We start from the raw sequence: 24,349 nt of genomic DNA on the forward strand, positions 1-24,349 counted from the left end.
TTATAAAGCCCCCTTATGTACATTTGATTGTTCAATTTTTTCAATATTCCCATCCCGAATATAGATAATTTCATCGGCATAATGGGCTATCTCCCTGTCGTGGGTTACGATTACCAGGGTTTGATTGTGCTTTTTGGCCATAGTAGTAATTAAGTTCATAACCTCCTGGGATGTCTTAGTATCGAGGTTCCCTGTGGGTTCATCGGCAAAGACAATTTCAGGATTACCAATAAAAGCTCTGGCAATACTGACCCGTTGTTGCTGCCCACCACTCATCTGGTTAGGGCGGTGCTTTATTCTTCCTTCCAGCCCAACAGCCTTGAGCAATTCAGCGGCCCGCTTTTCCCTTGCAGACTTTTTGACTCCCTTAAAGATTAAGGGGATGCAAACATTTTCCAGGGCGGTTAACATGGGAAGCAAGTTGTATGACTGAAAGACAAACCCAATATAGCTTTGTCTAAACTTGGCCAATTTTTTCTCACTCATCTTTTCCATGGAAATATTTTTAATTTTGATTTCGCCCCTGGATGGCTTTTCTAGCCCGGCTAAAAGATTTAATAGTGTACTCTTACCTGAACCAGAGGTTCCTAAAAGACAGTAGAATTTTCCCTTTTCCATCGAGAAGCTAACATTATTTAATGCGACAATTTTCTCATCTCCCATTCTGTAGAACTTGCTGACATTTTTTACTTCAATAATACTCATTTCGTCACCTGCCTCACTAAAGCCTTATGTTTCTATTGTACGATTAAATTGCTTAAAAATAAAGGGGTATTTGCCAGTTAATGGTTACGGAAAGATTACAAAATCATGAAGAAATAGTAAAGATGGGCTAAAAATTAGGGTTTATTCATTATTAAACTTCGTAAAAAAGTACTAAATAGTTTTTCAAGTTTAAAACACCAAATTTCCACTACAGAATATGATGGTATTACAGTTATTTTAAGACTGATTTATTGTAGAAGGAGGAAGGAAAAATGTATCAAAATTATAGCAACCCATACTTTCCGCCTCTGATGCCGGGGCCGGGCTATTACGGAATCTATCCCATTCCCTTTATGCCCCCCTGTGTCAGGCTGGCTAATGCCTATGTTCCTTATCAATGCTATACTCATGCTTTTCCAATTGATGAAGCTCTCTGTAAAGGAACGCTATTTCCAGAGCTTTATATGCCCTATGTCGCAGAGAAAAAGGAGGATAAAAAATGTCCGATCGAACAACCATGCTAAAACAAATTCAAGCAGTGGAATTTGCTGCTTTGGAACTAAATCTTTATTTAAACACTCATCGAGATGATCAAAGGGCCCTCATGGAATTCAATCAGCAGGCAAATCACCTAGCCATGCTGAAGCAACAATATGAAATGCAGTATGGCCCCTTACTAAACTTTGGATTTTCTCAAGGCGGATATTTTTGGAATTGGCTTGACAGCCCATGGCCATGGGAAGAAGGATATTATTCTTAAGAAGGAGGAAAGAGAATGTGGATTTATGAAAAAAAGCTACAGTATCCCGTTAGAATTAATCAATGTGATATTAGAATGGCAAAATATTTATTGACTCAATACGGCGGGCCCGACGGTGAGCTTTCGGCCTCTATGCGTTATTTAAACCAACGATATACGATTCCCACCAACGAAGCAAAGGGATTACTTAACGATATTGGTACAGAAGAACTAGCCCATGTCGAAATTATCTGTACCATGATTTATCAGTTAACTAAAGATGCCAGCCCACAGCAAATGGAGGCAGCAGGCCTGGGGGGAAATTATGCCATCAGAGATAACGCCCTGTTCCCAACAGATTCAAATGGTGTTCCCTGGACAGCCGCCTATTTCCAAGCCCATGCCGACCCCATAACCGACTTACATGAAGATATGGCCGCAGAGCAAAAAGCCCGGTCAGTCTATGAGCATTTACTGAAAATGACCGATGACCCCGGTATGAAGGATGTATTACAGTTTTTAAGGGAAAGGGAAATCGTACATTATCAAAGGTTTGGCGAAGCCCTTCGGATTGTTCAGGAGTACCAGGAAAGTAAAAAGTTCTATTAATGACAAGACCAGAATTTTTCTGGTCTTGTTTGCTGTTAATATTTTAAAAGAATAGCTAAGTTTTTGAGGTTTCGAGGGAGAAATTACAGCCATATTATTACCGAAATTATTGCTTTACTATATAGATACTAGTGAATTTCTCAGAACAGCCAAAAGAGTCAATCTTAGCCAGTTACACCTCCACATCCACATGTTGTCCTTTGGACAGATTACTGGATACCTTTGATTTAGCTATATTGTGTCTGTGTAGTGTTAGGATTTCCTGTATTCTTAGCTGTTTCGGTTGTAGTTTCTCCAACTTCTAAATCTAATAGACGTTCTTTTTGACTGATTATACCATTCTTATCTGTGTATTCTTCATCCTTTCTTTCATTTTCTTCTCTGGATTTTTCTAATGTTGCACCAATGTCAGATATTTTATCCATCATGTCAGCGGAGGCATTATTAATACGATCATTCAATTTTTTAAGCTCAGCCTCTTTACTCTCCGTTGAGCCTCCTCTACCTTTATCCATCTTAATTTCGCTCTCTAACACACCGGCTTTACCTTCCATGTTGGTTTTCGTAGACTGAACTGTTTTTACCTGCTTCATCGAAGCATCGGCGCTTATAATTCCCTGCACGGTGGTTGTCCCTATGACATTAAATTCTTGCTTGTCGCTATTCCTTTGGACTGTTTCTTGTTTTTCCGCTTTAGCGGTGGATTTCTTCCACCTTTCTTGCTGAATTTCCATTTTTCTTTGTGACATCTGTCTATTCAGATCTAGAAGCTGTTGCTGCAATTCTTTTCGAATGTTCATTTTTTCTTCCATAGACATTTCCTCATTATTGGAAAGGTTTTGTAACTGCTGCTGTACATTTTCGATTTGTTTCTGAATAGATTTTAGTTGGCTGTCCTGATTTGTGTTGTTTGCATTCTGCATCTGACTATAATTAGCAGCATTAATTCCTGTACCATTTGTAATTTTCATAATAAAATCCTCCTAATATATTATTTACATGTGTTATCCTTTAGCTTTTTATAATAGTTCGCCTGAAAAAGGCAAACTATTATAGAACTTCTTTAATAATCCATTGAACGATTTTTGTTACTGCATCATATTGATTCCCGTAGGCTATCTGTGAAGTACCTCCGGAAAGCTTACTGCAATCCACATAAATGGAATCCATTCCGCTGCCCCAATGTGGGATTTTTTCGTAACCATTGATTCCTATGTAAAATTCATTGCCGTACACTCCCTTCAAATTTAATAAACTCATAAATTGTTCATTATTGATATAAAGATTTTCTTCGTCATAGTAAATTGCATTATTCAGCTCGCTAACGTCATCGATCAATATTTTGGGTTCATATACTTGAAACACAGTTATTTTTTCATGCATCGTATAGCTTGGATAAGATATTGATTTTAGAAGATAGATTCCGGATATAACTGTCAATAAACAGCAACCGATTAGTATCATCCCAACCTCTTTTTTATAAGGTTTATATTGAATAATTCTTATAATTCTTTCTTTAAAAAAGCCATAATCTCTTTTTTCGATTAAAGCGGGAAATAAATTTATCTCTTTTCCTGCAAGTAATTGCATACTCTTTAAGAGCAGTTGTCCGTAGGCATAAGGTTTGCACCCACTCCTCTGAATTGCTACTCTGTCGCAGATGTCTTCCATATCCTGTTTGAAATATGGCAGACATACATATATCAGCGGATTGAACCAGAAAACTATTTTCAGCACATCCCAAAACGCATAAAACCACAAATGTCCCAATTTGATATGTGTTTCTTCATGTTGTAGTATTATCTCTAATTCCTTACTGGAATAGTTTTTATATAATAAATCCGGAAGGATAATTCCCGGTTTTAATAGTCCGCTAGAGAATGGAGTAATATTTGATTCACATATATAGATACTTTTCCCCATTAAACTGACTCTCTTCATGCTCCTTATGGCTTTTCTGAATTCCTTGCGCTGCCTGACAATGTATATTGCAACTATAATGACGCCAATCAAGTAAATATAACCTATAAAAAGACGGGAAGCGCATACATCCTTCCACCAGCCGAACCACTTTAATGCGAAAGGATTCTCATCAAAAACCTTAAGGGTTCCCCCAAACAATGTCAACGGCATAATACTCCATAATGCTCCCTTTAAGAGTATCTTTCTACGAAAAGCCGTATACCGCAATAGCATAATAACAAGCAGCAGGAATAAGGATAGCAGTGCGCACCTTCCGGCCTTCAAGGTAAAATAAGCAGTTGAAAAGTTAAGCAATTCTGGTATGTTATAGAGCAAAGATTTGCCGATCGTCATTTTTCCTGTTCCTTACTTTTCTCCAGAATTTCTGATATTTCCTGTATCTGCTCCTCGGTTAACGTCAAAGTCTGCATAAGCGTTGCCACTGCGTCTGCTCCGTTTCCGGAAAAATAGCTTTCTATAAAGTGTTGGCTTTTCCCTTTTAGACATTCTTCTTTGGTTTTAACAGGGAAATAATGATAAATTCTGGAATCCTTCTCATCTATCGTATAATCCAATATATTCTTCTGGCATAACCGATTTATCATAACCCTGACTGTTTTTTTGCTAATGTCCTTTTTTTTCTGTAATGTTTCTATTACCTCGGCCGATGTCATAGAACGGTTAGTTTGCCAAAACAACTCCATAATAAGCCACTCATTTTCACTTGGTGTTATTGCTTTCATATTATCCCTCCACATATCTATTATAATTATCGGATAACAAGTGTAAATCTTAACCCTTTTTCAAATTTTAAACTGTTAAATTTTTTTCATATATTTCTTGACAATGCATAGTTAAAGTATACACTGTAGCGGAGGAAAGATGGGTATAATTTAGCCATCTTTTTTTGGGGGCTATTTCCCGACAACCCCTTGTTTGCTGTATTTTTTTAGTGCTCTTAAATAGTGAATTTGTATGGGTAGTTAATTTCTAAAAAACTACCCTTAAGACGATAGTGAATAAGCGGCTCGTTCAGGCTTTGCAGGCGATTATTGTATAAAAGTTATTAATTACTACCCTTTAAGCAATCCCATCCTTTGCCTATTCAACCCATTCAATCACGACCAGCTTGTTAACTGTTTTTCCATCTGAACTCCATATAATAACGTTATTATTGTCTATGCTGTATGTTTTACTTTTTTGTGAAATAAAATCAGAATATACTATTTCTTCATAACGTTGATGTTCTCCAGAAATTGAGTTGAAAAAGTAATTTATTTTATTATAGCAGACATATATACTACTATCAGCTGTTATTGTAAATTCCAAGAGTTTCTTCTGTTCAGATGCTCTTTGAACACTTTTTTCAACTGTTAGCATAGAATTCTCTACCTTAACAAGCTTTCCGCTAAGGTAACTTGGTGTTTCGATAAACGCCTGAACAAGTTCTCCATTTTCCACTATTATTTTTTTGGGGAATAGTACAAACAAATCAGTATTAGTAACAAGTAAAACGCTAAAGGCGATGATTCCGGAAACAGTTACCAAGATAACCATAGAAGTCAGAAAAGATAAGCTTGATTTTGACTTTTCCTTTATAAACTTAAATAGCAGATAACCGATTATAGTTCCAAGGGTATTGAGAATTAGATCATTAATATCAGTGCTTCCCAAACCAAAGATAAACTGAACTGTTTCGATAGATGCACTTAAAAGGAAGCCGCCTAAAAAAATATCCCTGCTGCTTTTTCTTTTTAATATAACGGGCAGTAGTAGTCCCAGGGGAATGAAAATAATGATGTTTCCGAGAACTATCTCCAATATTCGCCCTGTTGATATGTTATTACTTATCATTTTATAAATTGGTACAAAAGGAATTATATTAATACATCTTTCACTTGCACCTATGGCAGCAAACAAATTATATAAGCTTGCCTGCTTGAAAAGTGTGATACGTAATAAAAGCGCAATATAAATTGTAAATAGTCCATAAATGCTATAAAGCAAGATCTTTTCTTTTGTGCTATTTTTATTCTCCATATACCTTGAATTCCTCCATCTGTAGATTGTTTTAATATAACGGTTAATTTATTTAGATTATACTAAATAAAAGTAAACCGTTTGTTTTTTATTTCTGTCGAAAAATTTATTTTTTCCTTATTTTTTTCTAATGATTATTAACGAGAGGCAAGGTAATAGTGAAGATGGACGTTTCATCTACACTATCTATGTATAGCTCATTGTTCCAGTAGCTTCAAGAAATTTTAAGAATTAAAGTCGCTTGAAATTAAACTTGCAACTGACAGTTGCGGGAATTCCAGGCCTATTTGGTAGAATGCAACCAACCATTGTACTATAATTAAATAAACAAGAAAGGGGGGTTACCTAATGAAGTTTGGAGAAAAGCTACAATTTTTAAGGAAAACGAAGGGTATGTCACAAGAACAACTGGCAGGTCAGTTAGCAGTATCGAGGCAAGCTGTTTCAAAATGGGAATTAGGTGAATCATTACCTGATACTAATAAAATATTATTGATTAGCAAGATTTTAGGAGTTACAACTGACTATCTACTTAATGAAGGTATGGATAACAAAGTTATGGAGGAAACTTCTATACATCAGAAAGGTGAGTCGACAATTAATTTTGTATCTAATCTTATTAAGAAAAGAGGATATATTGCTGGCTATATTTTTTCTATGTATGCAGCCCTGGTTTTTTTGCTGTCGGGCTTTGCATATTTCGCATTCAAAAATATGCTAATGCCGCCGGAGGGATTCGGGATTACCTTTCTTGATTTACCGTTGCAAATGAAGCTACCGCTATATTTTACAAACTTAATTTGTATGATAGCTGCCATAATATTTATTGCCGGTATAGCATTTGCCGTATATTTTAAGAAGAAATATAATGACTAATTCCAGATCAATGTCTGCAATGATTGTAGGTATTTTAATTGAGATAGGGGAAGCCAGGTATATGCCAAAAAACTGGAATCGATTGACAACTCAAATTATTTTTCATATAATAGATAAAGAGTATTAGTGAAAGGATGCAGTCAAAGGACTGCAAATGGGAATGATCAGATGAATGCTTCGCTAAGATGGATCACATTTGAATCTGTAATGACAGCAAATTTACCCGTTTACGGGAGAGGTGCGTCCATTTTTAAGATTCAAGCTGCAAAGATCCGATTAGAGAAGGTTCCAAATCTGTCAATATGACTTAAGAATTGATAATACTTTATGTTGACTTATATAGAACCCAAGGCTAATTGGCCGTGGGTTTTTTGTGTTTCCTAGTCGGATCAAGGGTGCGGAAGGACGCGTTGCAGCTAATTACTATTGCAAAGCGAGGAGACTGACTATGATTGAATGTAGTGTAAGGGAACTTAAAAAATACTTTGGTGCCAATAAAATATTTGATAATATCTCCTTTGAGCTAAAGACCAGCGAGAGAGTTGGTTTGATCGGGCAGAACGGATGTGGTAAAACCACATTGATGAAAATACTAATGGGCATGGAAGATTATCAGGGAGGCAGCATCAGTCTGAGAAAAGGTGTGAAGCTAGGCTACTTGGAGCAAATTCATTGTGTTGAGGAGGCCTTGACTGTACGGGATGTACTGCGGCAGGCCTATGAAGAAGCTATTGCATTGCAGGAGAAAATAAAAGTACTTGAAGAGGATATGACTCTGTTGACTGATGAGGCTTTAAAACAAGCAATGGAAAGCTATGGACGGTGTATAGAAGCCTACGAGGCCCTTGGGGGATATGAACTGGAAATCAATATTGACCGTGTTTGCCAGGGGTTAACAATTCCTGATGAAATGCAAATAAGACCATTTAAAGACCTCAGCGGTGGTGAAAAAACCCGTGTGATTTTAGGAAAGCTGCTGTTAGAAGCGCCGGATATACTATTACTGGATGAACCCACGAACCATCTTGACATTAAGTCAATAGAGTGGCTTGAGGAATTTTTAAGGAGCTACAAAGGAACGATTTTAATTATCTCCCATGACCGATATTTTTTGGATAAGGTAGTCACCAAAATTCTAGAGCTCTGGCCCCAACAGATGAATTCCTTCAATGGTAATTATAGTGCTTATGTAATTGAAAGGGAGCGAAGATTTCTTGAGGATTTTAAAAGATATCAAAATCAACAAAAACAAATAGATCGAATGAAGGAACAAATCCACCGCTATCGAGTTTGGGGGGCTATGCGTGATAGTGAGGCTATGTATAAGCGGGCTAAAGAGCTGGAAAAAAGGCTTGAGAAAATTGATGTACTGGATCGCCCCATATTAGAAAATCGTAAAATGAAGATGGAGGCGCTATTAACCGACAGATCAGGAAAAAGAGTTGTTACAGCTGAGAATATTGTCAAAGGCTACGGAGAAAAGGGGTTAATTGATCAAAGCAGCTTTACAATTTTCTATCAGGATAGTATTGCTCTGATGGGAGCCAATGGTAGTGGAAAAACCACCCTGCTCAAAATGATTTTGGGTGAGGAACTTCCTGACCGGGGAGTAATTAAACTGGGTTCGGGAGTGAAAATTGGATATTTACCTCAACAGGTTGTTTTCGAGGAGGAAGGAAAGACTCTGTTGGAATATTTTTCAGATTACCATGGAATAGCCCAGGGAGAGGCGAGGGCAGCCCTGGCTAAAATGCTTTTTATGAGAGAAGATGTGAATAAGAAAATAAAAAGTCTCTCGGGAGGAGAGAAAAGCCGCCTAAAATTATGCTCCCTTACCTATGAAAAGGCGAACCTCTTAATTCTTGATGAGCCTACCAACCATTTGGATATTGATTCAAGGGAGGTACTGGAAAACACCCTGATGTCCTTTGAAGGTACCCTTCTTTTTGTATCCCACGATCGTTATTTTATAGAAAAAATGGCGGAGAAGCTCTTATTAATTGAAGATGGAAAGCTTCAATTGTACCCCTTTGGGTATCAAGAATGGGTAAGGGAACGGGAAAAGAGTATAGCAATCAATATTAAAATTTCCAATGGTCCCTTGAAGAATGATAAAGCTAAATCTAAACCTAAACAGGCAGTTGCTGATTCCAGCCTCGGTAGCAACATAATTGAAAAACAAATAGAAGAACTTGAAAACAAATATCAGGCCTTATCGAAGGAAATGGAAGATAATCCTTTCGATCATATTTTGTTAGATGGTTTGGAGCTGGAAAGACAGCAGCTGGATCAAAAAATAAGTGAATTGTATCATCAATGGGACGCCGTGTTAAAGGCAGAGAAAAAAATAGAGGGAACCAGTTAGACTGGTTCCCTCTATTAACCTTTTAAGCTGAAGATTACATGAGATATATAAAGAGCCAGGGCGAAAATTGCTAACAATCCTGATAGTAATCTCATACGCCTACTTAAAGCGGCAATATAGGCATCAAGATCATCATCATATTTCTTTCGGGCCCTCATTCGATTCCTAAATAAATGATTCATTCTATCGTAATGATCTTTACTTTTTACGATAAAAGAGAGAATAAGGGCATAGCCTGCCATCATCAGTAACCAAAAGGCCATGAGTCCCATAATTAAATATAGCCTTCTCTTATTTAACTAAGATTATTTAGACAGCTTAAAGGAATTGAAGAAATCTTCATGATAATCTAAATATTTATCAGACTCCGAAATAATTTGTAGCTGGTATAATCGATTATCCACTATAAAGGCTCTTTGTAGCACTGTAAATTTTGTACCAGAGTCAGTACCAGTATACTTAAATTCCTTACCGGGATTCCCCTCAAAGGAATAGTCCTTTTGTTCAATCAACGTACCATCAGTACTGGCTACGGCTCCTTGTACGGCATCGTCTAAAGCAGTTGTAGGGTCTAGTACTTCCATTACTTCTTCAGGGTAGTCGTTGAAGGCTACCGAAAAGGCACTGTTATCCAGTTCAACCAAATACATATAAAAACTGATATCGCCTACTGGAGTTGGAACAGTTTCGGTCATTACCTCGGGGATTCCTGGAAAATCTACATAGAAAGCACCGTCCTCCTGTTCATAGGGAGTAAATTCCAGATTTACAGCTTTCTCTGAAGAATTACATCCAACCAAGGCCAAGAGTAAAATACAGATTCCCAGTAAATACATTAATTTTCTTTTCATACATTCTGCCTCCTCAAATTAATAAATGGTTTATAAGGCTTTAACTAAGCTATAGGAACACTTTTAAGATCACTGAAATATGACTTTAACCATGTCGTAAAAATTTTTAAAGTTTAGTTAAAGATTAAACACTAAAACAGAATATACCATAACTGTGAAAAAGACACAATGGAAAAATGACAATATTTCCTGATTTTACTTTGAAATGGTATTAAAGTCCTATAAAGGAGAGGGGATGATTAGTCCGTAAGTCATAGGAAATGTCGAAAATTTGCATGGTGATTCTGGTAGGATTTTGTCACATAATTGAAGAATATATTATTAAAACCATATTGGTGGGCAGACATTGGAACCAGTCATGGAAGTAGATAGAGCGTGTGTACGAATAGTTTATAAATTTATTAACATGTTAGGAAGGGTACTTATGGAAAGCTTACATAAAAATAAATTAATAGCGGGTCTGATGGTTGTAACGATTCTAGGTTTTTTAATGATAGCTCCGGTTAAGGCTGTGGAGCAAAGTCAGATAGTTTCAAGTTCCCAGGAAAAACTTGACGATATCAGTGAAGAAGAAAGAAAAGTATTGCAGGAGCTCTTTCTATTGCTGCAGGAAATAGAAGCCTTGGAGCGTAAAGAGGCCGGTATAGCTCAGGGGGCTGCCCAGATAAAGGAAGAGATAGCAGCGCTGGAAAGATTAATTAAAGAGGAAGACAGCAAGTTTCAAGAAAAAAGAGAGCTTCTGGAAACAGTTCTTAAAAGCTACCAGAAAAAGGGCCCGGGGTCTTTTTTAGAAATAGTATTAAGCGCCGATAGCCTTACCACCTTGATCAAGGGAATCAATGCCTTTAGAGACTTAGCCCGTTATACAGGAGAGTTATTAGAGGCCCTTGAAATGAGCCAGATAAAGCTTGATCAGGAGAAAAACAGGCTCAATGAAAACCTTCAGGCCTTGGAAGCTAATCAAGGGGAGTTAAGACTAGCCATAGAGAGGAGCCATGAATTGAAGGCTGCCCAGGAGGCCTATTTAGCTTCGCTAAATGAAGAACGGGAATTCTATCAGGGCTATTTTGAGAAATTACAGGATGAATGGGAGGGGCTAAAACCTTTCTTTGCAGACATTATTGATATCATCCTTCAGATGATCCAGCATAATGCATTACCTCCCGACGCAGTAAAAACCTCATTTTCTCCCTTTGGGATTAAGGGAGTTATTGATGAAGCTGCATTTAATAATATTTTTTCAGAAAATCCTATGCTATCAGTTTTAGAATTTAAATTTTTGCCTGGCAAAATTCAGATGCAAATACCTGAAAAAAATCTTAAGCTATATGGTAATTTTACGATACAGGATGGTAATGTATTGTTGTTAGAAATAAAGGAAGGGAGCTTTTACGATATGTCCCTTGAGGACGCTTCCTTGACTGACCTATTCAATGGCAAAGCCATTACCATTGATTTAAAGCCCCTAATTGGTGGAAGAAGGCTGAGAACCATTGAAATTAAACAAGGTTATGTTGAGCTTCAGGCTGGTTTATTTTAGTAGAAGGAGCGATAAGTATGATCGAGGCAAAGAATGTGGGATTAACCTATCCGGAGGGTACGGTTGCACTTAAAAATGTGAATTTAATCATTCAGCCCGGTGAAGTAGTTTATCTAACAGGCCCCAGCGGTTCAGGAAAAACTAGCTTGCTAAAGCTGTTAATGGGAATGGAGTATCCAACCTCAGGGGAATTAAGTGTTTTGGAACAGTCCATTTCAAAAAATAATCAAAGGGACATAAGACAGCTGCGAAGGCTATTGGGACCCGTATTTCAGGAGTTTAAGCTGATAAGGGGCAGAACAGCCATGGAAAATGTAATGCTGGGAATGCGGTTTTTTAACCACTCTATTGCCGAAATAAAGGAAAGGGCTAATTCTGCCCTTTTAAAGGTGGGGCTAGGGCATAAGGCCTTTAGCCTGGTGGAAAATTTATCATGGGGGGAGCGTCAGCGGGTCGCCATTGCCAGGGCTGTGGCCAGGAAGCCAAAGCTAATTTTGGCCGATGAACCCACGGGAAACTTAGATACCAAAAATGCACTTAACATTTTAGAGCTTTTAATTTCCTTTAAGGATCAGAATACGGCCATAATTATTACCACCCATGCCACCCATTTGATTGACCAAAAAGACGGACGCCTGATTTATGTAGAGGCAGGCAGGATTTTTGAGGAAGGATTAGGGCTAAACATATGAAAAACTACTTTGCTAATTTAGGTTATTTTATCAGGGAAGTTAAAACAATCTTTAAATTAAATCTTTTATCAAATGGTCTTTCACTATTAAGTACTGGTTTAATTTTTTTCATACTTGCTATGGTTATTTCGGGCTGGTGGGTAAGTAATCGCATAATTGAGACCCTTCAAGGGGAAGCTGAAGTGAGTGTCTATTATCACGAATCGATAAATGAATCGGAACAAAATCAGCTTGTTGAGGAAATAAAATCCATCAAGGGAGTTCAAGGGGTTCGAAGGGTTGATGAGATCGAGGCGCAAAATAAAATGGAGGAAATTTTGGGTCAAGAAGCCAAGGTATTGGCGTATTTTGATGAGAGCCCCTTTAGTGCCTATATAGAAGTTAAAATTTCCCTTGAAGAAATGGATGAAATACTGGAAAAAATTCAGCTGTTATCAGATATTAGCTATGTAAGAGATAATCAAGAGGTGCTGGATCGGTTAAAAAACATAGCAGAACTATTAAAGCTATTTGGTTATTTAATGGTTATTGCCGTGGGAATTTCAACTCTGGTGATCATTTCCCACATGATTCGATCGGGTATACAGCATAATCAAGATCAAATAAACACCCTTAGACTGTTGGGGGCTCCAGAGCCCTTTATTAGTTTTCCTTTCCTATTAGAAGGTGTTCTTTTAACCCTGGGGGGTGGTATTTTGGCCATTATACTTTGGACCTTTTCGATCACTCAACTTTATCAAAGGTTGACCGGCCCGCTCCCCTTTATTCCCCTTCCCCCTAAAAATCTTCTAATATCAGCCATTGGAATACAGATTGGAGCTTTAAGCGGGTTATTGGGGTTAGCAGGCAGTCTTTTTGGGCTGCATTCGTCAAAGAAGCTGGAGCATTGAATCGAATCTTAAAGTATAGAAGCCCGGAAGTACCAGACATAACAGATGAAGAAAGAAAGCTAAAATTAACCCTGGTGGAAGCCTAGATTAGGCCAATTGTTTTAAAAGATTAAGATATATAATTTGACCCCATTTTAACATAACAGTATCCAATCGGTGCTGGGTGAACAAAATGGGGTTATTATATTGCAATTTTTTATATTAATCCTGTTCGCCAAAGATTGGTCAGGATAGAAGCCCCAGGAAAGCAAATACTAACAATACTTAAAGAAGCATTGAGGAAGGTGAAAAGAACTTGATTAGACTTTTGATTATTGCCATTGCGCCGGGCATTGCCCTGGCTGGTGCCCTCTATTTAAATGATCGCTATGATCGAGAGCCTCTGTCGCTGTTGCTTAAAATTTTTGCCTTAGGGGCCCTTTCAGTCATTCCTGTATTATTTGTAGAAAGATTACTGTTGCGCTTTAACTTTTTTACCGGGCTTTTGGGTATTGCCTACACGACCTTTATTGTAGCAGGATTTACAGAGGAATATTTCAAACGGGCTGTGGTACTGTATGGAGCCTATCATAGTAAATATTTCAATGAAAAGCTTGACGGCATTGTCTATTGCGCCTTCTCGGCCCTAGGGTTTGCCACCGTAGAAAATATTATGTATGTCGTAGTTCGCTATACAGGAAACTATTATGTGGGCATAATGAGAGGATTATTATCAGTACCAGCCCATACATTATTTGCCGTTACCATGGGGTATTATTTATCACTGGCTAAATATGCCAGAACACCGGCAGAAAAAAAACGATATATGAGTCGCTCCTTATTAATTCCTATTTTCTTGCATGGACTGTTTAATTTTATATTAATGGCTCAAATTCCAATTTTAATGCTAGTATTTATTCCCTATGTTATTTTTTTATGGGTGATCAGTATAAAAAAGCTAAACGAATACACTCGAGACAGTAAAGAAGCCATTGATCTCATTGAGGATGAAAAGTAGCGGCAAATAGTGTACAATGGTTATAGAAAGGGGGAAGACGTTTTGTTCAAAAATATTAAGGGTGTAATCTTTGATTTAGATGGAACACTGGTGGATTCCATGGGAATCTGGTACAAAATCGACGTAGAATTTTTAAATAAGCGGGGCTTTGAAGTGCCTGAAAACATCAATAAAATGACAGAAGGAAAGAGCTTTACTGAAACGGCCCAGCTATTTAAAGAGACCTTTATGCTTCGGGAATCCATTGATGAAATAAAGGCTGAGTGGATTAAATTGGGGAAGGAATATTATTCAAATCAAGTTCCCTTAAAGCCGGGAGTAAAGGAGCTGTTGGCTTTGTTAAAGAAGATGGAAATGAAACTGGGCATTGCATCCAGTTGTTCCCGTGAGCTATTGGAAGCAGTTCTGAAGCAGCATCAAATTCAGCATTATTTCCATACGATTGTTACCTCATGTGAAGTAAAGCAGGGAAAACCCTTTCCCGATGTGTTTATGAAGGCCGCTGAAAATTTAAAGATTTCAAATGAGCAGGCCCTGGCCTTTGAAGACACTGTTGCCGGGGTAATGGCAGCCAAGGCTGCGGGAATGAAGGTTATTGCTGTATACGATGATCACGCTAAGGGGGATGAAGGACGCCTTAGAAAAGAAGCAGATTATTATATTGACTCAATGGAAGCCCTGTTACAGGAAGAAGAAAGGGTCGGATAAAAAAAACCAGCAAGGATATGTATAGTTTAAATTCCTTAGCTGGTTTTAATTTAATTTCATACTTATTTTATCAAACTACAAAACTCAATATAAAAATGTCCTAATCCTATTGCTGCTTAGCAATAATTTTAACCATTTCTTCAACCGTTGTATCTGTTGAAATTTCAAATGTACCGGATTTCAGCTTTAAAGAAAGCCCTAAAGCCTCAGCAGCATTAATAAACTCAGCGGCATTGTCGAGCAGGCCGTTCTCAACCAATATTGCAGCGATGCCGACTCCGGGGGTTCCATTGGGGATCGTAATGGTTTTTACTTCCACCACAGTTACTGGGGGCGTTTCTTCTTTACTTTCACCCTCTGGAGTGTTTTCTGAATCTGTCAAATTTTCGGCATCCTCTGAATTCGGTTCCTCATCATTGGTTTCATCATCAGGAGCTTTAGCCGGCGGATTTTGTACCTTAGGGGTGACTGGCTCATTATCTAATTGATTGTTATCAGCCATAACAACATTTTGATCTGCCTGAAACCAATCTCCCAAATACAATGAAACTACGGCAAACATTGCAAAGGCAATAACAACAGCCAATAATATGTCGGTAACATCATGTAGTAAATCCTTTAGCTTTTCCATCAAATCAGTCCTTTCTCCATACCAATAGCATAGCACAAAATGAAGCAACTTTTCAACCAATAGCTCCCATGGAAAAAAAGGAAATATTTGATAAATGCAGTCATCAAAACTTCATCCTATGGGCGGTTTAAAGATCACCCCCGGGCAGTGCTAAATACTGATGGAAGCCATTCCAGGGCTGTATGCGGCCGGAGAAGTTACCGGCATATTCATTAACCGACCTAATTGTATTTGGTCGATTGGCAGCACAAAGGGCAGCCAGTTTTTTAAAATAGGAATTAAAATAATTAATAGATATTAGTAGGGCATAGGACTTATCAGATTCTATGCCTTCTTTCATTCTTTCTTAAGGATTTCTTAAATACTCCCCGCTCGTCGAAAGGATTGTAAAAGCATATGATATAATATTTTAAAATTGCTATTCATAAAATATGTAAATTCCAAAACTTAGCCTAAATGAGGTGAAGACATGACTCAGACCACAAAGCGGGCTTTAGCTGCATCGCTTAAAAAGCTGCTGACTAAAAAAACCCTCGATAAAATCACCGTAAAGGATATTGTTGAGGACTGTGGAGTGAACCGACAAACCTTTTATTATCATTTTCAAGATGTTTATGATTTACTGGAATGGATATTTATAACGGAAGCCCGGCGGGTTCTGGATGGAAAGAAAACCTATGAGAGCTGGCGTCAGGGGATTTTGCAAGCCTTTCAATATGTAAAGGATAATCAAACATTAATTATGAATACATATCATTCAATCAGGCGGGAGTCACTGGAAAGGTATCTTTATCAGGTTGTCTACCAGCTGCTGATGGATGTTATTAATGAATTGCCAGAGGGAACAGGGGTTTCTGAGGAGAATAAAGGCTTTATTGCACATTTCTATAAATATCCCTTTGTAGGGCTGATGCTGGATTGGGTTCGATCAGGAATGAGGGAAGCGCCGGAGGACATTATTGATAAGCTGAGCAGACTGATTACCGGTGATATTAAAAGGGCCCTCAATAAATATAAACAGTAATTTGCCAATCTGCTGACAAGTCACTGTATTGATCACCAATACAAGTATATTTTTAGACAAAGGAATCGAAATGTATAGATATTATACAAAGCCGTTGATCTGTCTATGGTCTTCACGATGAAAGGTGATTAAAATGGATCACAAGGAGCATATCCTTAAATAATCACAATCAGGAGGTATGACCATGGCAAAGTATGGTAACAGACAGGTTTACTTTGTTGGGGGAGGGTTGGCTTCCCTGGCTGGAGCAGCTTATTTGATGCGGGATTGTCATATGGAGGGCAAAAACATCCATGTTTTAGAAAGTATGGATATTTTAGGGGGCTCCAACGATGGTATTGGGACCCCAGAAAAGGGCTTTGTATGCCGGGGTGGACGAATGCTGAATGAAGAGACCTATGAAAACTTCTGGGAACTTTTTTATTCAATTCCATCCTTGGAACAGGAGGGAATCAGCGTCAGTGAAGAAATTTTAGCCTTTGATCATGAGCATCCCACCCATTCCAACGCACGATTAATTAACCGGGATGGAGAGATTGTCGATGTGATGAGCATGGGCTTTGACAATCAAGACCGGATGGCGATGTTAAAGCTAATGATCACACCAGAGGAAAAATTGGACAATTTAAAAATAAGTGACTGGTTTGGACCCCATTTTTTCCAAACGAATTTCTGGTATATGTGGCAGACCACCTTTGCTTTTCAGGAATGGTCCAGTCTATTTGAGTTAAGACGATATATGAATCGAATGATTTTTGAATTTTCAAGGATACAGACCCTGGAAGGGGTAACCAGAACCCCTTATAATCAATATGATTCGGTTATTTTGCCTCTGAAGACCTTTTTAGAAAATCATGGAGTCGATTTTTCCCTGAAATGTACGGTAACCGATCTTGATTTTAAAGAGGGCGAAGGGATTACAGTAACTAAAATCCATTATATTGATGAGAAGGGGAAGGGAAGCATTCAACTTCAAGAAGATGACCTTTGCATTGTCACCAACGGCTGCATGACCGATTGTGCCACATTGGGTGATTTTCATACTCCTGCACCCTTTAAGGCCGACCGTCCTGTATCAGGAGCCCTGTGGGAAAAAATTGCGGCTAAAAAATCTGGCCTTGGCAATCCAAAGCCATTCTTCAATCAGCCTAAAGAAACCAACTGGGAATCCTTTACCGTAACCTTGAATGGTAATAAGCTATTGAAAAAAATTGAGAAGTATTCACGAAATGTTCCCGGCAGTGGTGCATTAATGACCTTTAAAGATTCCAGCTGGCGAATGTCAATTGTTGTGGCGGCTCAACCTCATTTTAAAAATCAACCGCCAGATCAAACCATTTTCTGGGGCTACGGTCTTTTTACCGATAAAGAGGGAGATTATGTGAAAAAGCCCATGCGAGAATGTACAGGAAAAGAAATTTTGACGGAGCTTTTACATCATTTGCACTTCAAGGATGAAATTGATGAAATAATGGCTGACGTGGTCAACGTCATTCCCTGTATGATGCCCTATATCATATCACAATTCCAGCCTAGAGCCATGAAGGACCGTCCTCAGGTTGTACCTGAAGGATCAACTAATTTCGCCATGATTAGTCAGTTTGTTGAAATTCCAGAGGATATGGTCTTTACCGAGGAGTATTCTGTTCGAGCTGCCAGAATAGCTGTTTATAAATTAATGGGAATAAATCGTCCCGTATGTCCTGTAACACCCTATCGCTATGACGTTCGAACCCTCCTTCGGGCTTTAAATACCAGCTTTAGATAAGGAGCCTCAACAGAGGGCTGAGTTACATCATTATTGTAGCTCAGCCTTTATCTTTTTTATCTGTCTTACATAATATTTATTCAAACAGTTATAATATCGTTAAACGGTTAATATACAAATAGTAATAAGTTCGTTTGGGGAGGTTAAGACATGGCAAAGAAGGTAAAAAAAATAATGGATTCAGCAGAGCTTGAAAGGCTGATAAAACGCTCCAATAAGAAGCCGGTATTTATCTTTAAGCATGATGCAATGCTTCAGGAAAGTGAAGACGCTTATCAGGAATACTTAGATTTTATGGAGGATACAGAGGAGGATATATTATTTACAGTGATCTACGTCAGAGAGGATGCCGAGCTTTCCGAAGCTGTAGAGGAGCTGCTGGAGGTAAGTCACGATGTACCACAATTAATTCTATTAATGGATGAAGAGGTTGTGTGGGATGATATCAAGGATAACATTACCTTTGACAGTATCATGGATGTAGTCAATGAATATGTAATTGTATAATTAAACCAAAGGGGGACGCTCCATCATCTGAATCAAAATCTAACTGTCTACAGTTGCTTTCATCAGCATACAGTGATAAAATGATTTAGTAGCGCTAAGTGAGAAAGCAGACAGGGGGATAAAACAGATGAAAAAAGAAATTATGGAATGGATAAAAACCATTGCACTTGCTGTTGTTATTGCATTAATCATTACAACCTTTATTAAACCTACTATAGTAAGACAGCATTCCATGAGCCCCACGCTCAATGAATATGACTTTTTAATTATTAATCGGTTATTATATAAAAGAGATATGCCGAAGCATGGCGATATTGTAGTCTTTGAATCAAACCTAAAGACCAATCTTGGAAAGAACAAACTTTTAATTAAAAGGGTCATTGCCGTACCGGGTGATGAATTATTAATTCAAGATGGAGTCATCTTTTTAAACGGAGAAATGCTGAATGAGGATTACATTGCCGCCTATACCGATGGAAAGTACTTTGAAAACAGAAAAATAACGATACCCGAGGGTAAAATATTTGCAATGGGTGATAACCGTAATAACAGTATGGACAGCCGTGATGAAGTAATTGGTTTAATCGATATAGATACCATCGTGGGAAAAGCAGTACTCAGACTGTTTCCCTTTAATCGGATCGGCTTGATTAATTAGGTCATGACAAGATGCCAGCATAGTCAAAAATCTCCTCTTTACTAGGGGGATTTTTGATTAGGCTGGTGTTTTTTATTTTTAAAATGAGGGGTAAAATCATAAAAAAATAAAAAAAGGTAATCCTAAAATTGAGTATTTTATATCAATAGGAGGGATTAAGCAATGAAGGTTCGAGATATTATGACGACCCAGATTACCGCTGCCAATGAAGGAACTCCCATTAGTGAGGTAGCAAGAACAATGAAGGAAATGAATATTGGTGCCATGCCGGTGTGCAATGCCAATAATCAGCCTGTAGGAATTGTAACTGATCGGGATCTGGTGATACGAGGAATTGTATCAGGGCTCCACGGAAATGAAACAGTGAGTAAGGTCATGTCATCCCACTTAGTATATGCTACCCCAGATATGCATGTACATGAGGCTGCCAGAATAATGGGCGAACGTCAAATAAGAAGGCTTCCTGTGGTGGAAAATGGACAAATCGTAGGAATGGTTTCCATTGGAGATTTGGCTGTACGAAATATCTATGAAGATGAAGCAGGAAAAGCCCTGAGTGATATTTCTACCCCCAGCAGACCAATGCTATAATCATCTTAAAAAAGAAAGTTCCTGTAAAGATGCAGGAACTTTTCTTATTAATCTCGAAAAATAAGGGTATATATTTATTATGGGCAAATACAATACTTAAGGAAATAATTTTATAGGGGGATGCTTATGACAAAATTAAACCATCAACATAATCTGCAGATTACAGTGGAAGAAATGGGAGTATATACCTATCCAAAGGGAGTATCCATAGAAGAAATCAGTAAGAACTTTCAAAAAGAAAAGCAAAATACCATTGTAGCCGCCCTGGTTGATAATGAGTTAAGGGAATTACACAATCGTCTGGATGAAGATTGTGAGCTGAAATTTATAACTGCTACCTCTTCGGTAGGGTCGAGAATCTATCAGAGAAGCCTGGTTTTTGTTTTTATACGAGCCTGTATGGAGCTTTTTTCGGATTGCAGGGTTTCGGTAGAGCATTCCATTGGAAAGGGATTATATTGTGAAGTTCACTATAAGCGTGACCTAGATGAAAAGGATGTAGAACGAATTGAAGAACGTATGACAGAATTAATTCAGGAAGATGTTCCCTTTATTAAAAGTCGGGTGCCCGTTGACGAGGCAAAGGATATCTTTCGGGATTATGGGCAAATGAGCAAGGTCAAGCTGTTAAAGTATAGAGAAAAGCCTTATATCAATCTATATCAATGCGGCTGGTTAAAAAATTATTTCTACGGTTATATGGTTCCTTCAACGGGCTACTTAAAGGACTTTAGACTGAAATTTTATGCCCCTGGAGTTGTCATTCAGTACCCGATGGCAGAGCTCGGAGGGAAATTGGGGGAATTTGAAGAACAACCAAAGCTGTTTAAAATTTTCAGGGAAAGTGAAGTATGGGGTGAAATACTGGAAATAGACCATGTGGCCTCTTTAAATGATTTAATCGTTGCAAAAAGAGAGGGTGAATTTATTCGAATTCAAGAGGGGCTCCATGAAAAGAAGATTGCTGAAATTGCCGACATGATAACGGAGCATATTGAGCAAAAGCAGTTAATTTTAATTGCCGGCCCCTCCTCTTCAGGCAAAACAACCTTTGCCCAAAGGTTAATGGTACAGCTGAAGGTTAATGGATTAAGGCCGGTGGCCATTTCGCTGGATGATTATTTTGTCGATCGGGATAAAACACCCCGTGATGAAAATGGAGAATACGACTTTGAATCCCTTTATGCCATCGATTTACCATTATTCAATCAACATCTGGAGGCCTTGCTTAGGGAGGAAGAGGTGGAAATACCAACCTTTAATTTTCATACTGGAAAAAGGGAATATCATGGGCACAAGCTTAAGATAAATCATGGGCAGCCCATCATATTAGAAGGAATTCATGGGCTAAATGAGGAGCTGACCAGGTCTATACCCAAGGAAAGGAAATTTAAAATTTATATTAGCGCCCTAACCCAGTTAAATATCGATGAACATAATCGAATTCCAACCACAGACTCAAGATTGATTCGAAGAATCGTCAGGGATTACAAGTATCGTTCAAACGATGCCACCAGAACCCTGTCCCTTTGGCCCTCGGTAAGAAGGGGCGAGGAAAGAAACATATTCCCTTTTCAGGAGGAGGCCGATGTTATGTTTAACTCTGCCCTATTCTATGAAATGAGTATTTTGAAAAAATATGCCGAACCGCTACTAAGACAGGTAGATACCACAAGTCCTCATTTTTCCGAGGCAAAGAGGCTGCTAAAATTTCTTAGCTATTTTGTGGCCCTGGAAAACGAAATTGATGTACCAAGAACCTCTATTTTAAGAGAATTTATCGGAGGCGGCGCCTTCTCTTAAAAGGTCATTGACTGAAGGACTTTTTTAATATATCGTTAATATTGAAAAAAGTCTAAAAGGGAAGGTGCGACAATGAAACAAAGGCTAAAGGAAATACTGAATCAGAATCGTCACTATATTCAAAGGGGGAGCTTACCCAGCTATATTCCGGAATTGACGAAGGCAAATAAAAATGCCCTGGGCATTTTTATTTCCAATTTGGACGGCAGTCAATGGGGGGCAGGGGATTATGAGCTTCCCTTTACTATTCAAAGTATTTCAAAGGTCATTACGCTGCTTTTGGCTCTGGAAGACAGGGGCCCGGAAGAAGTGTTCACCCACATTGGTATGGAGCCCACCGGGGATCCCTTTAATTCCATGACAAAGCTGGAGATTGTGAGGCCATCAAAGCCCTTTAATCCCATGATTAATGCCGGGGCTATTGCAGTTACCTCATTAATCAAAGGCAGCCCGGAGGAAAAGTATCAGCGAATTGAAAAGCTTTTCAAAAATATTACAGAAAACCCTCAGCTATCAATCAATCAAGAGGTTTATTTATCAGAAAAAAGAACCGGAGATCGAAATAGAGCCATGGCCTACTTTATGCGTGATGTAGGAGTAATAGAAGGGGATGTGGAAGAAAACCTGGATGTTTATTTCAAGCAATGCTCTTTAGAGGTAAACTGTCGAGATATAGCAAAAATCGCTGCATTTCTTGCTAACGATGGTGCCCTTCCCCAGACAGGCCAACAGTTGATAAAGAAGGAATATACAAAAATAGCCAAAACCTTCATGGTTACCTGTGGCATGTATAACGCCAGCGGCGAATTTGCCATAGAGGTGGGAATTCCAGCTAAAAGCGGTGTAGGCGGAGGAATTATGGCCCTGGTACCAGGGAAAATGGGTATAGGCGTGTTAGGTCCTTCCCTGGATGAAAAGGGCAATAGTATTGCCGGTGTAAAGGTTTTAGCTCAGTTATCCAAGGAACTGAATTTGTCAATCTTTTAAATAATCCCCTGCAAATATTACGAATTTTTAATAATGCTTTTGACAAGCCATTAGAAAAACAATATAATATTAATTAATAGTTGATAGAATCTCACAAACAAAAAGGGGAAAAACATATGAGGGATATTTTAGTATTAAGGGATCTAGAGCAAATTAAAGCAATTTCTCATCCCTATAGAGTTGAGGTTTTTGAATCCTTTGATGGAGAACAGCCTCAATCTGCCAAGCAGGTGGCAGAGAAGCTGGGGGAACCCCATGCTAAAGTAAATTATCATATTAAGAGTCTTTTAAAGGTAGGTATTTTAGAATTGGTTGACGAAAAGGTAAAATCGGGGATCATTGAGAAATACTATCTTCCTACTGCCAAAAAGCTGGTAATTGATAAGAGCTTTATGCAAAATCTTGATGATGATTTGTTACAATCCTTAAACCAGGTATCCATATCAATTTTTGAAAAAATCAGTGAAGATTTTTATCGGGCAGCAGAAAGAACCATTGATCAGCCTAAATTTATCAACCATTATAATGACTATTATTTAAAAGCAGAGGAAGCAAAGGAGCTAATAGGCAAAATAGAAAAATTAATCAAGGAATTTTTAGAGGGTAAGCGAGATAAATCCCGCCCAGGGGTTCAACCCTATAACTTTGCCGTATTGGGAATTCCTGTGGTTAAATCGGGAAAACGACGGGGCTAACATCAGAGCGTAGTTTATGTTAAAGATCTAAAGCCAAATTAATATGACTATTTGTTGAGGTGTGAAAAATTTCACACCTCGGTTGTATTTTAGTACGAAGATGGATAGCATAAAAGAAAATAAATTGATCAATTGATCACTTGGGTGAGAAGAAAATGAATATTTACTTAATCATTAGTGTTATATTGATGATATTGGGTGTCATGGGTGTATTTTTGAGCTTTTTGCCTGGCACCCTTTTAGTGCTGGCTGGAATGCTGTTTTATGGATGGGGAACAAATTTTCAGGTGATTACCGTTAATGCCATTTTAGTTTTTGGTCTATTGACGATTTTGGGAATCCTATTTGATTATGGGGCCTCCCTGATTAGTGCTAAAAGGTTCAAATTATCAAAGCAAGGCTTTTGGGGTATGATCATTGGCGGAATAGTAGGCTTTTTTATTTTTAATCTTGTGGGGGTTTTATTAGGTCAATTTTTGGGGATATTGGTTGGAGAGCTGTTTTCAGGGAAAAATTTCTGGAATTCATTAAAGGCTGGCGGGGCCGGTATTGCGGGCTATCTATTAAGCACCATGGTGAACTTTCTGCTGGCTATTACAATGATAGCCTATTTTACCCTTAAGGTACTGCGGGGTTCATAACCTTCATAATTCTACATAATTTATTATGTAAATATTATTTAAGCTTCAGTACCATTGCTACGGCTATGGT

28 protein-coding genes are annotated in these 24,349 nt (G+C 38.2%); 19 read left to right on the plus strand and 9 right to left on the minus strand.

All coding sequences use genetic code 11. The features are described from left to right. A complete protein-coding gene (locus tag ACYQ1I_RS13715; RefSeq protein WP_459766255.1) occupies positions 1-705 on the minus strand; it encodes an ABC transporter ATP-binding protein in 705 nt (234 codons plus the stop codon). A gap of 272 nt (positions 706-977) precedes the next feature. On the opposite strand from ACYQ1I_RS13715, the gene ACYQ1I_RS13720 reads away from it, so the two are divergent. The 3 genes from ACYQ1I_RS13720 to ACYQ1I_RS13730 are packed head-to-tail and all read left to right on the plus strand — an operon-like array spanning position 978 to position 2,053. After that, complete coding sequence (locus tag ACYQ1I_RS13720) at positions 978-1,229, plus strand: spore coat associated protein CotJA (RefSeq protein ID WP_459766257.1); 252 nt, start codon at positions 978-980, stop codon at positions 1,227-1,229. After that, the gene (locus ACYQ1I_RS13725; RefSeq protein ID WP_459766259.1) at positions 1,205-1,465 is read left to right on the plus strand and encodes a spore coat protein CotJB; all 261 of its coding nucleotides are present in this window, start codon (positions 1,205-1,207) and stop codon (positions 1,463-1,465) included. The genes ACYQ1I_RS13720 and ACYQ1I_RS13725 overlap by 25 nt, the downstream gene beginning before the upstream one ends. 15 nt (positions 1,466-1,480) lie before the next feature. Further along, on the plus strand, positions 1,481-2,053 hold the full coding sequence (locus ACYQ1I_RS13730; protein ID WP_459766261.1) for a manganese catalase family protein: 573 nt from the start codon (positions 1,481-1,483) through the stop codon (positions 2,051-2,053). A 227-nt stretch (positions 2,054-2,280) separates the two neighbouring features. Here ACYQ1I_RS13730 and ACYQ1I_RS13735 read toward each other — a convergent pair whose 3' ends face one another. The 4 genes from ACYQ1I_RS13735 to ACYQ1I_RS13750 all read right to left on the minus strand — a co-directional run bounded on the left by ACYQ1I_RS13735 (position 2,281) and on the right by ACYQ1I_RS13750 (position 6,055). Then, the gene (locus ACYQ1I_RS13735; protein ID WP_459766263.1) at positions 2,281-3,024 is read right to left on the minus strand and encodes a FlxA-like family protein; all 744 of its coding nucleotides are present in this window, start codon (positions 3,022-3,024) and stop codon (positions 2,281-2,283) included. Positions 3,025-3,103: 79 nt separating this feature from the next. Further along, positions 3,104-4,174, minus strand: coding sequence for a M56 family metallopeptidase (locus ACYQ1I_RS13740; RefSeq protein WP_459766265.1), 1,071 nt, complete (start codon positions 4,172-4,174; stop codon positions 3,104-3,106). Between the two features lie 191 nt (positions 4,175-4,365). Then, a complete protein-coding gene (locus tag ACYQ1I_RS13745) occupies positions 4,366-4,758 on the minus strand; it encodes a BlaI/MecI/CopY family transcriptional regulator (protein WP_459766267.1) in 393 nt (130 codons plus the stop codon). A gap of 358 nt (positions 4,759-5,116) precedes the next feature. Then, positions 5,117-6,055: a VanZ family protein gene (locus ACYQ1I_RS13750; RefSeq protein WP_459766269.1), complete on the minus strand. Its 939-nt coding sequence runs from the start codon at positions 6,053-6,055 to the stop codon at positions 5,117-5,119. A 348-nt stretch (positions 6,056-6,403) separates the two neighbouring features. Here ACYQ1I_RS13750 and ACYQ1I_RS13755 point away from each other — a divergent pair, with 348 nt between their 5' ends. Both ACYQ1I_RS13755 and ACYQ1I_RS13760 read left to right on the plus strand, forming a co-directional pair. Then, complete coding sequence (locus tag ACYQ1I_RS13755; protein WP_459766271.1) at positions 6,404-6,931, plus strand: helix-turn-helix domain-containing protein; 528 nt, start codon at positions 6,404-6,406, stop codon at positions 6,929-6,931. A gap of 448 nt (positions 6,932-7,379) precedes the next feature. Next, positions 7,380-9,296, plus strand: coding sequence for an ABC-F family ATP-binding cassette domain-containing protein (locus ACYQ1I_RS13760; protein WP_459766273.1), 1,917 nt, complete (start codon positions 7,380-7,382; stop codon positions 9,294-9,296). A 14-nt stretch (positions 9,297-9,310) separates the two neighbouring features. On the opposite strand, the gene ACYQ1I_RS13765 is transcribed toward ACYQ1I_RS13760, so the two are convergent. After that, positions 9,311-9,538, minus strand: a complete 228-nt coding sequence (locus ACYQ1I_RS13765; RefSeq protein WP_459766275.1) for a hypothetical protein — start codon at positions 9,536-9,538, stop codon at positions 9,311-9,313. Between the two features lie 63 nt (positions 9,539-9,601). After that, entirely contained in the window at positions 9,602-10,147 is a 546-nt protein-coding gene (locus ACYQ1I_RS13770; RefSeq protein ID WP_459766277.1) for a hypothetical protein, read from the minus strand. A 424-nt stretch (positions 10,148-10,571) separates the two neighbouring features. Between ACYQ1I_RS13770 and ACYQ1I_RS13775 the strand changes: the two genes are divergently transcribed. The 5 genes from ACYQ1I_RS13775 (at position 10,572) to ACYQ1I_RS13795 (ending at position 14,974) form a co-directional block, all read left to right on the plus strand. Next, complete coding sequence (locus ACYQ1I_RS13775) at positions 10,572-11,687, plus strand: coiled-coil domain-containing protein (RefSeq protein ID WP_459766279.1); 1,116 nt, start codon at positions 10,572-10,574, stop codon at positions 11,685-11,687. Between the two features lie 17 nt (positions 11,688-11,704). Beyond that, entirely contained in the window at positions 11,705-12,379 is a 675-nt protein-coding gene (locus tag ACYQ1I_RS13780; protein ID WP_459766281.1) for a cell division ATP-binding protein FtsE, read from the plus strand. Beyond that, positions 12,376-13,269 (plus strand): cell division protein FtsX, encoded by an 894-nt coding sequence (locus ACYQ1I_RS13785; protein ID WP_459766283.1) that lies wholly within the window; start codon positions 12,376-12,378, stop codon positions 13,267-13,269. The genes ACYQ1I_RS13780 and ACYQ1I_RS13785 overlap by 4 nt, the downstream gene beginning before the upstream one ends. 295 nt (positions 13,270-13,564) lie before the next feature. After that, positions 13,565-14,266 carry a PrsW family intramembrane metalloprotease gene (locus tag ACYQ1I_RS13790; RefSeq protein WP_459766285.1) on the plus strand — a complete coding sequence of 234 codons (702 nt, stop codon included), beginning with the start codon at positions 13,565-13,567 and terminating at the stop codon, positions 14,264-14,266. Between the two features lie 42 nt (positions 14,267-14,308). Further along, the gene (locus ACYQ1I_RS13795; RefSeq protein WP_459766287.1) at positions 14,309-14,974 is read left to right on the plus strand and encodes an HAD family hydrolase; all 666 of its coding nucleotides are present in this window, start codon (positions 14,309-14,311) and stop codon (positions 14,972-14,974) included. 106 nt (positions 14,975-15,080) lie between these two features. Here the strand turns inward: ACYQ1I_RS13795 and ACYQ1I_RS13800 are convergent, their stop codons facing one another. Continuing rightward, positions 15,081-15,665 (minus strand): hypothetical protein, encoded by a 585-nt coding sequence (locus ACYQ1I_RS13800; RefSeq protein WP_459766289.1) that lies wholly within the window; start codon positions 15,663-15,665, stop codon positions 15,081-15,083. A gap of 67 nt (positions 15,666-15,732) precedes the next feature. Beyond that, positions 15,733-15,945: a hypothetical protein gene (locus ACYQ1I_RS13805; protein WP_459766291.1), complete on the minus strand. Its 213-nt coding sequence runs from the start codon at positions 15,943-15,945 to the stop codon at positions 15,733-15,735. A 129-nt stretch (positions 15,946-16,074) separates the two neighbouring features. Here ACYQ1I_RS13805 and ACYQ1I_RS13810 point away from each other — a divergent pair, with 129 nt between their 5' ends. From ACYQ1I_RS13810 to ACYQ1I_RS13850, 9 genes are all read left to right on the plus strand, one after another. After that, the gene (locus ACYQ1I_RS13810) at positions 16,075-16,629 is read left to right on the plus strand and encodes a TetR/AcrR family transcriptional regulator (protein ID WP_459766293.1); all 555 of its coding nucleotides are present in this window, start codon (positions 16,075-16,077) and stop codon (positions 16,627-16,629) included. Between the two features lie 184 nt (positions 16,630-16,813). Next, positions 16,814-18,397: an oleate hydratase gene (locus ACYQ1I_RS13815; RefSeq protein ID WP_459766294.1), complete on the plus strand. Its 1,584-nt coding sequence runs from the start codon at positions 16,814-16,816 to the stop codon at positions 18,395-18,397. Positions 18,398-18,547: 150 nt separating this feature from the next. Then, entirely contained in the window at positions 18,548-18,904 is a 357-nt protein-coding gene (locus tag ACYQ1I_RS13820) for a monothiol bacilliredoxin BrxC family protein (protein ID WP_459766296.1), read from the plus strand. 127 nt (positions 18,905-19,031) lie between these two features. Then, positions 19,032-19,562 carry a signal peptidase I gene (gene lepB, locus ACYQ1I_RS13825; RefSeq protein WP_459766298.1) on the plus strand — a complete coding sequence of 177 codons (531 nt, stop codon included), beginning with the start codon at positions 19,032-19,034 and terminating at the stop codon, positions 19,560-19,562. Between the two features lie 162 nt (positions 19,563-19,724). After that, a complete protein-coding gene (locus ACYQ1I_RS13830; protein ID WP_459766300.1) occupies positions 19,725-20,153 on the plus strand; it encodes a CBS domain-containing protein in 429 nt (142 codons plus the stop codon). A gap of 126 nt (positions 20,154-20,279) precedes the next feature. Continuing rightward, positions 20,280-21,956, plus strand: a complete 1,677-nt coding sequence (locus tag ACYQ1I_RS13835) for a nucleoside kinase (protein WP_459766302.1) — start codon at positions 20,280-20,282, stop codon at positions 21,954-21,956. A 72-nt stretch (positions 21,957-22,028) separates the two neighbouring features. Beyond that, entirely contained in the window at positions 22,029-22,943 is a 915-nt protein-coding gene (glsA, locus tag ACYQ1I_RS13840) for a glutaminase A (protein ID WP_459766304.1), read from the plus strand. A gap of 116 nt (positions 22,944-23,059) precedes the next feature. After that, entirely contained in the window at positions 23,060-23,638 is a 579-nt protein-coding gene (locus ACYQ1I_RS13845; protein ID WP_459766306.1) for an ArsR/SmtB family transcription factor, read from the plus strand. Positions 23,639-23,793: 155 nt separating this feature from the next. Beyond that, on the plus strand, positions 23,794-24,279 hold the full coding sequence (locus ACYQ1I_RS13850; RefSeq protein WP_459766308.1) for a DUF456 domain-containing protein: 486 nt from the start codon (positions 23,794-23,796) through the stop codon (positions 24,277-24,279). Positions 24,280-24,349: the final 70 nt, after the last annotated feature.

This window comes from Alkaliphilus crotonatoxidans (assembly GCF_054658015.1).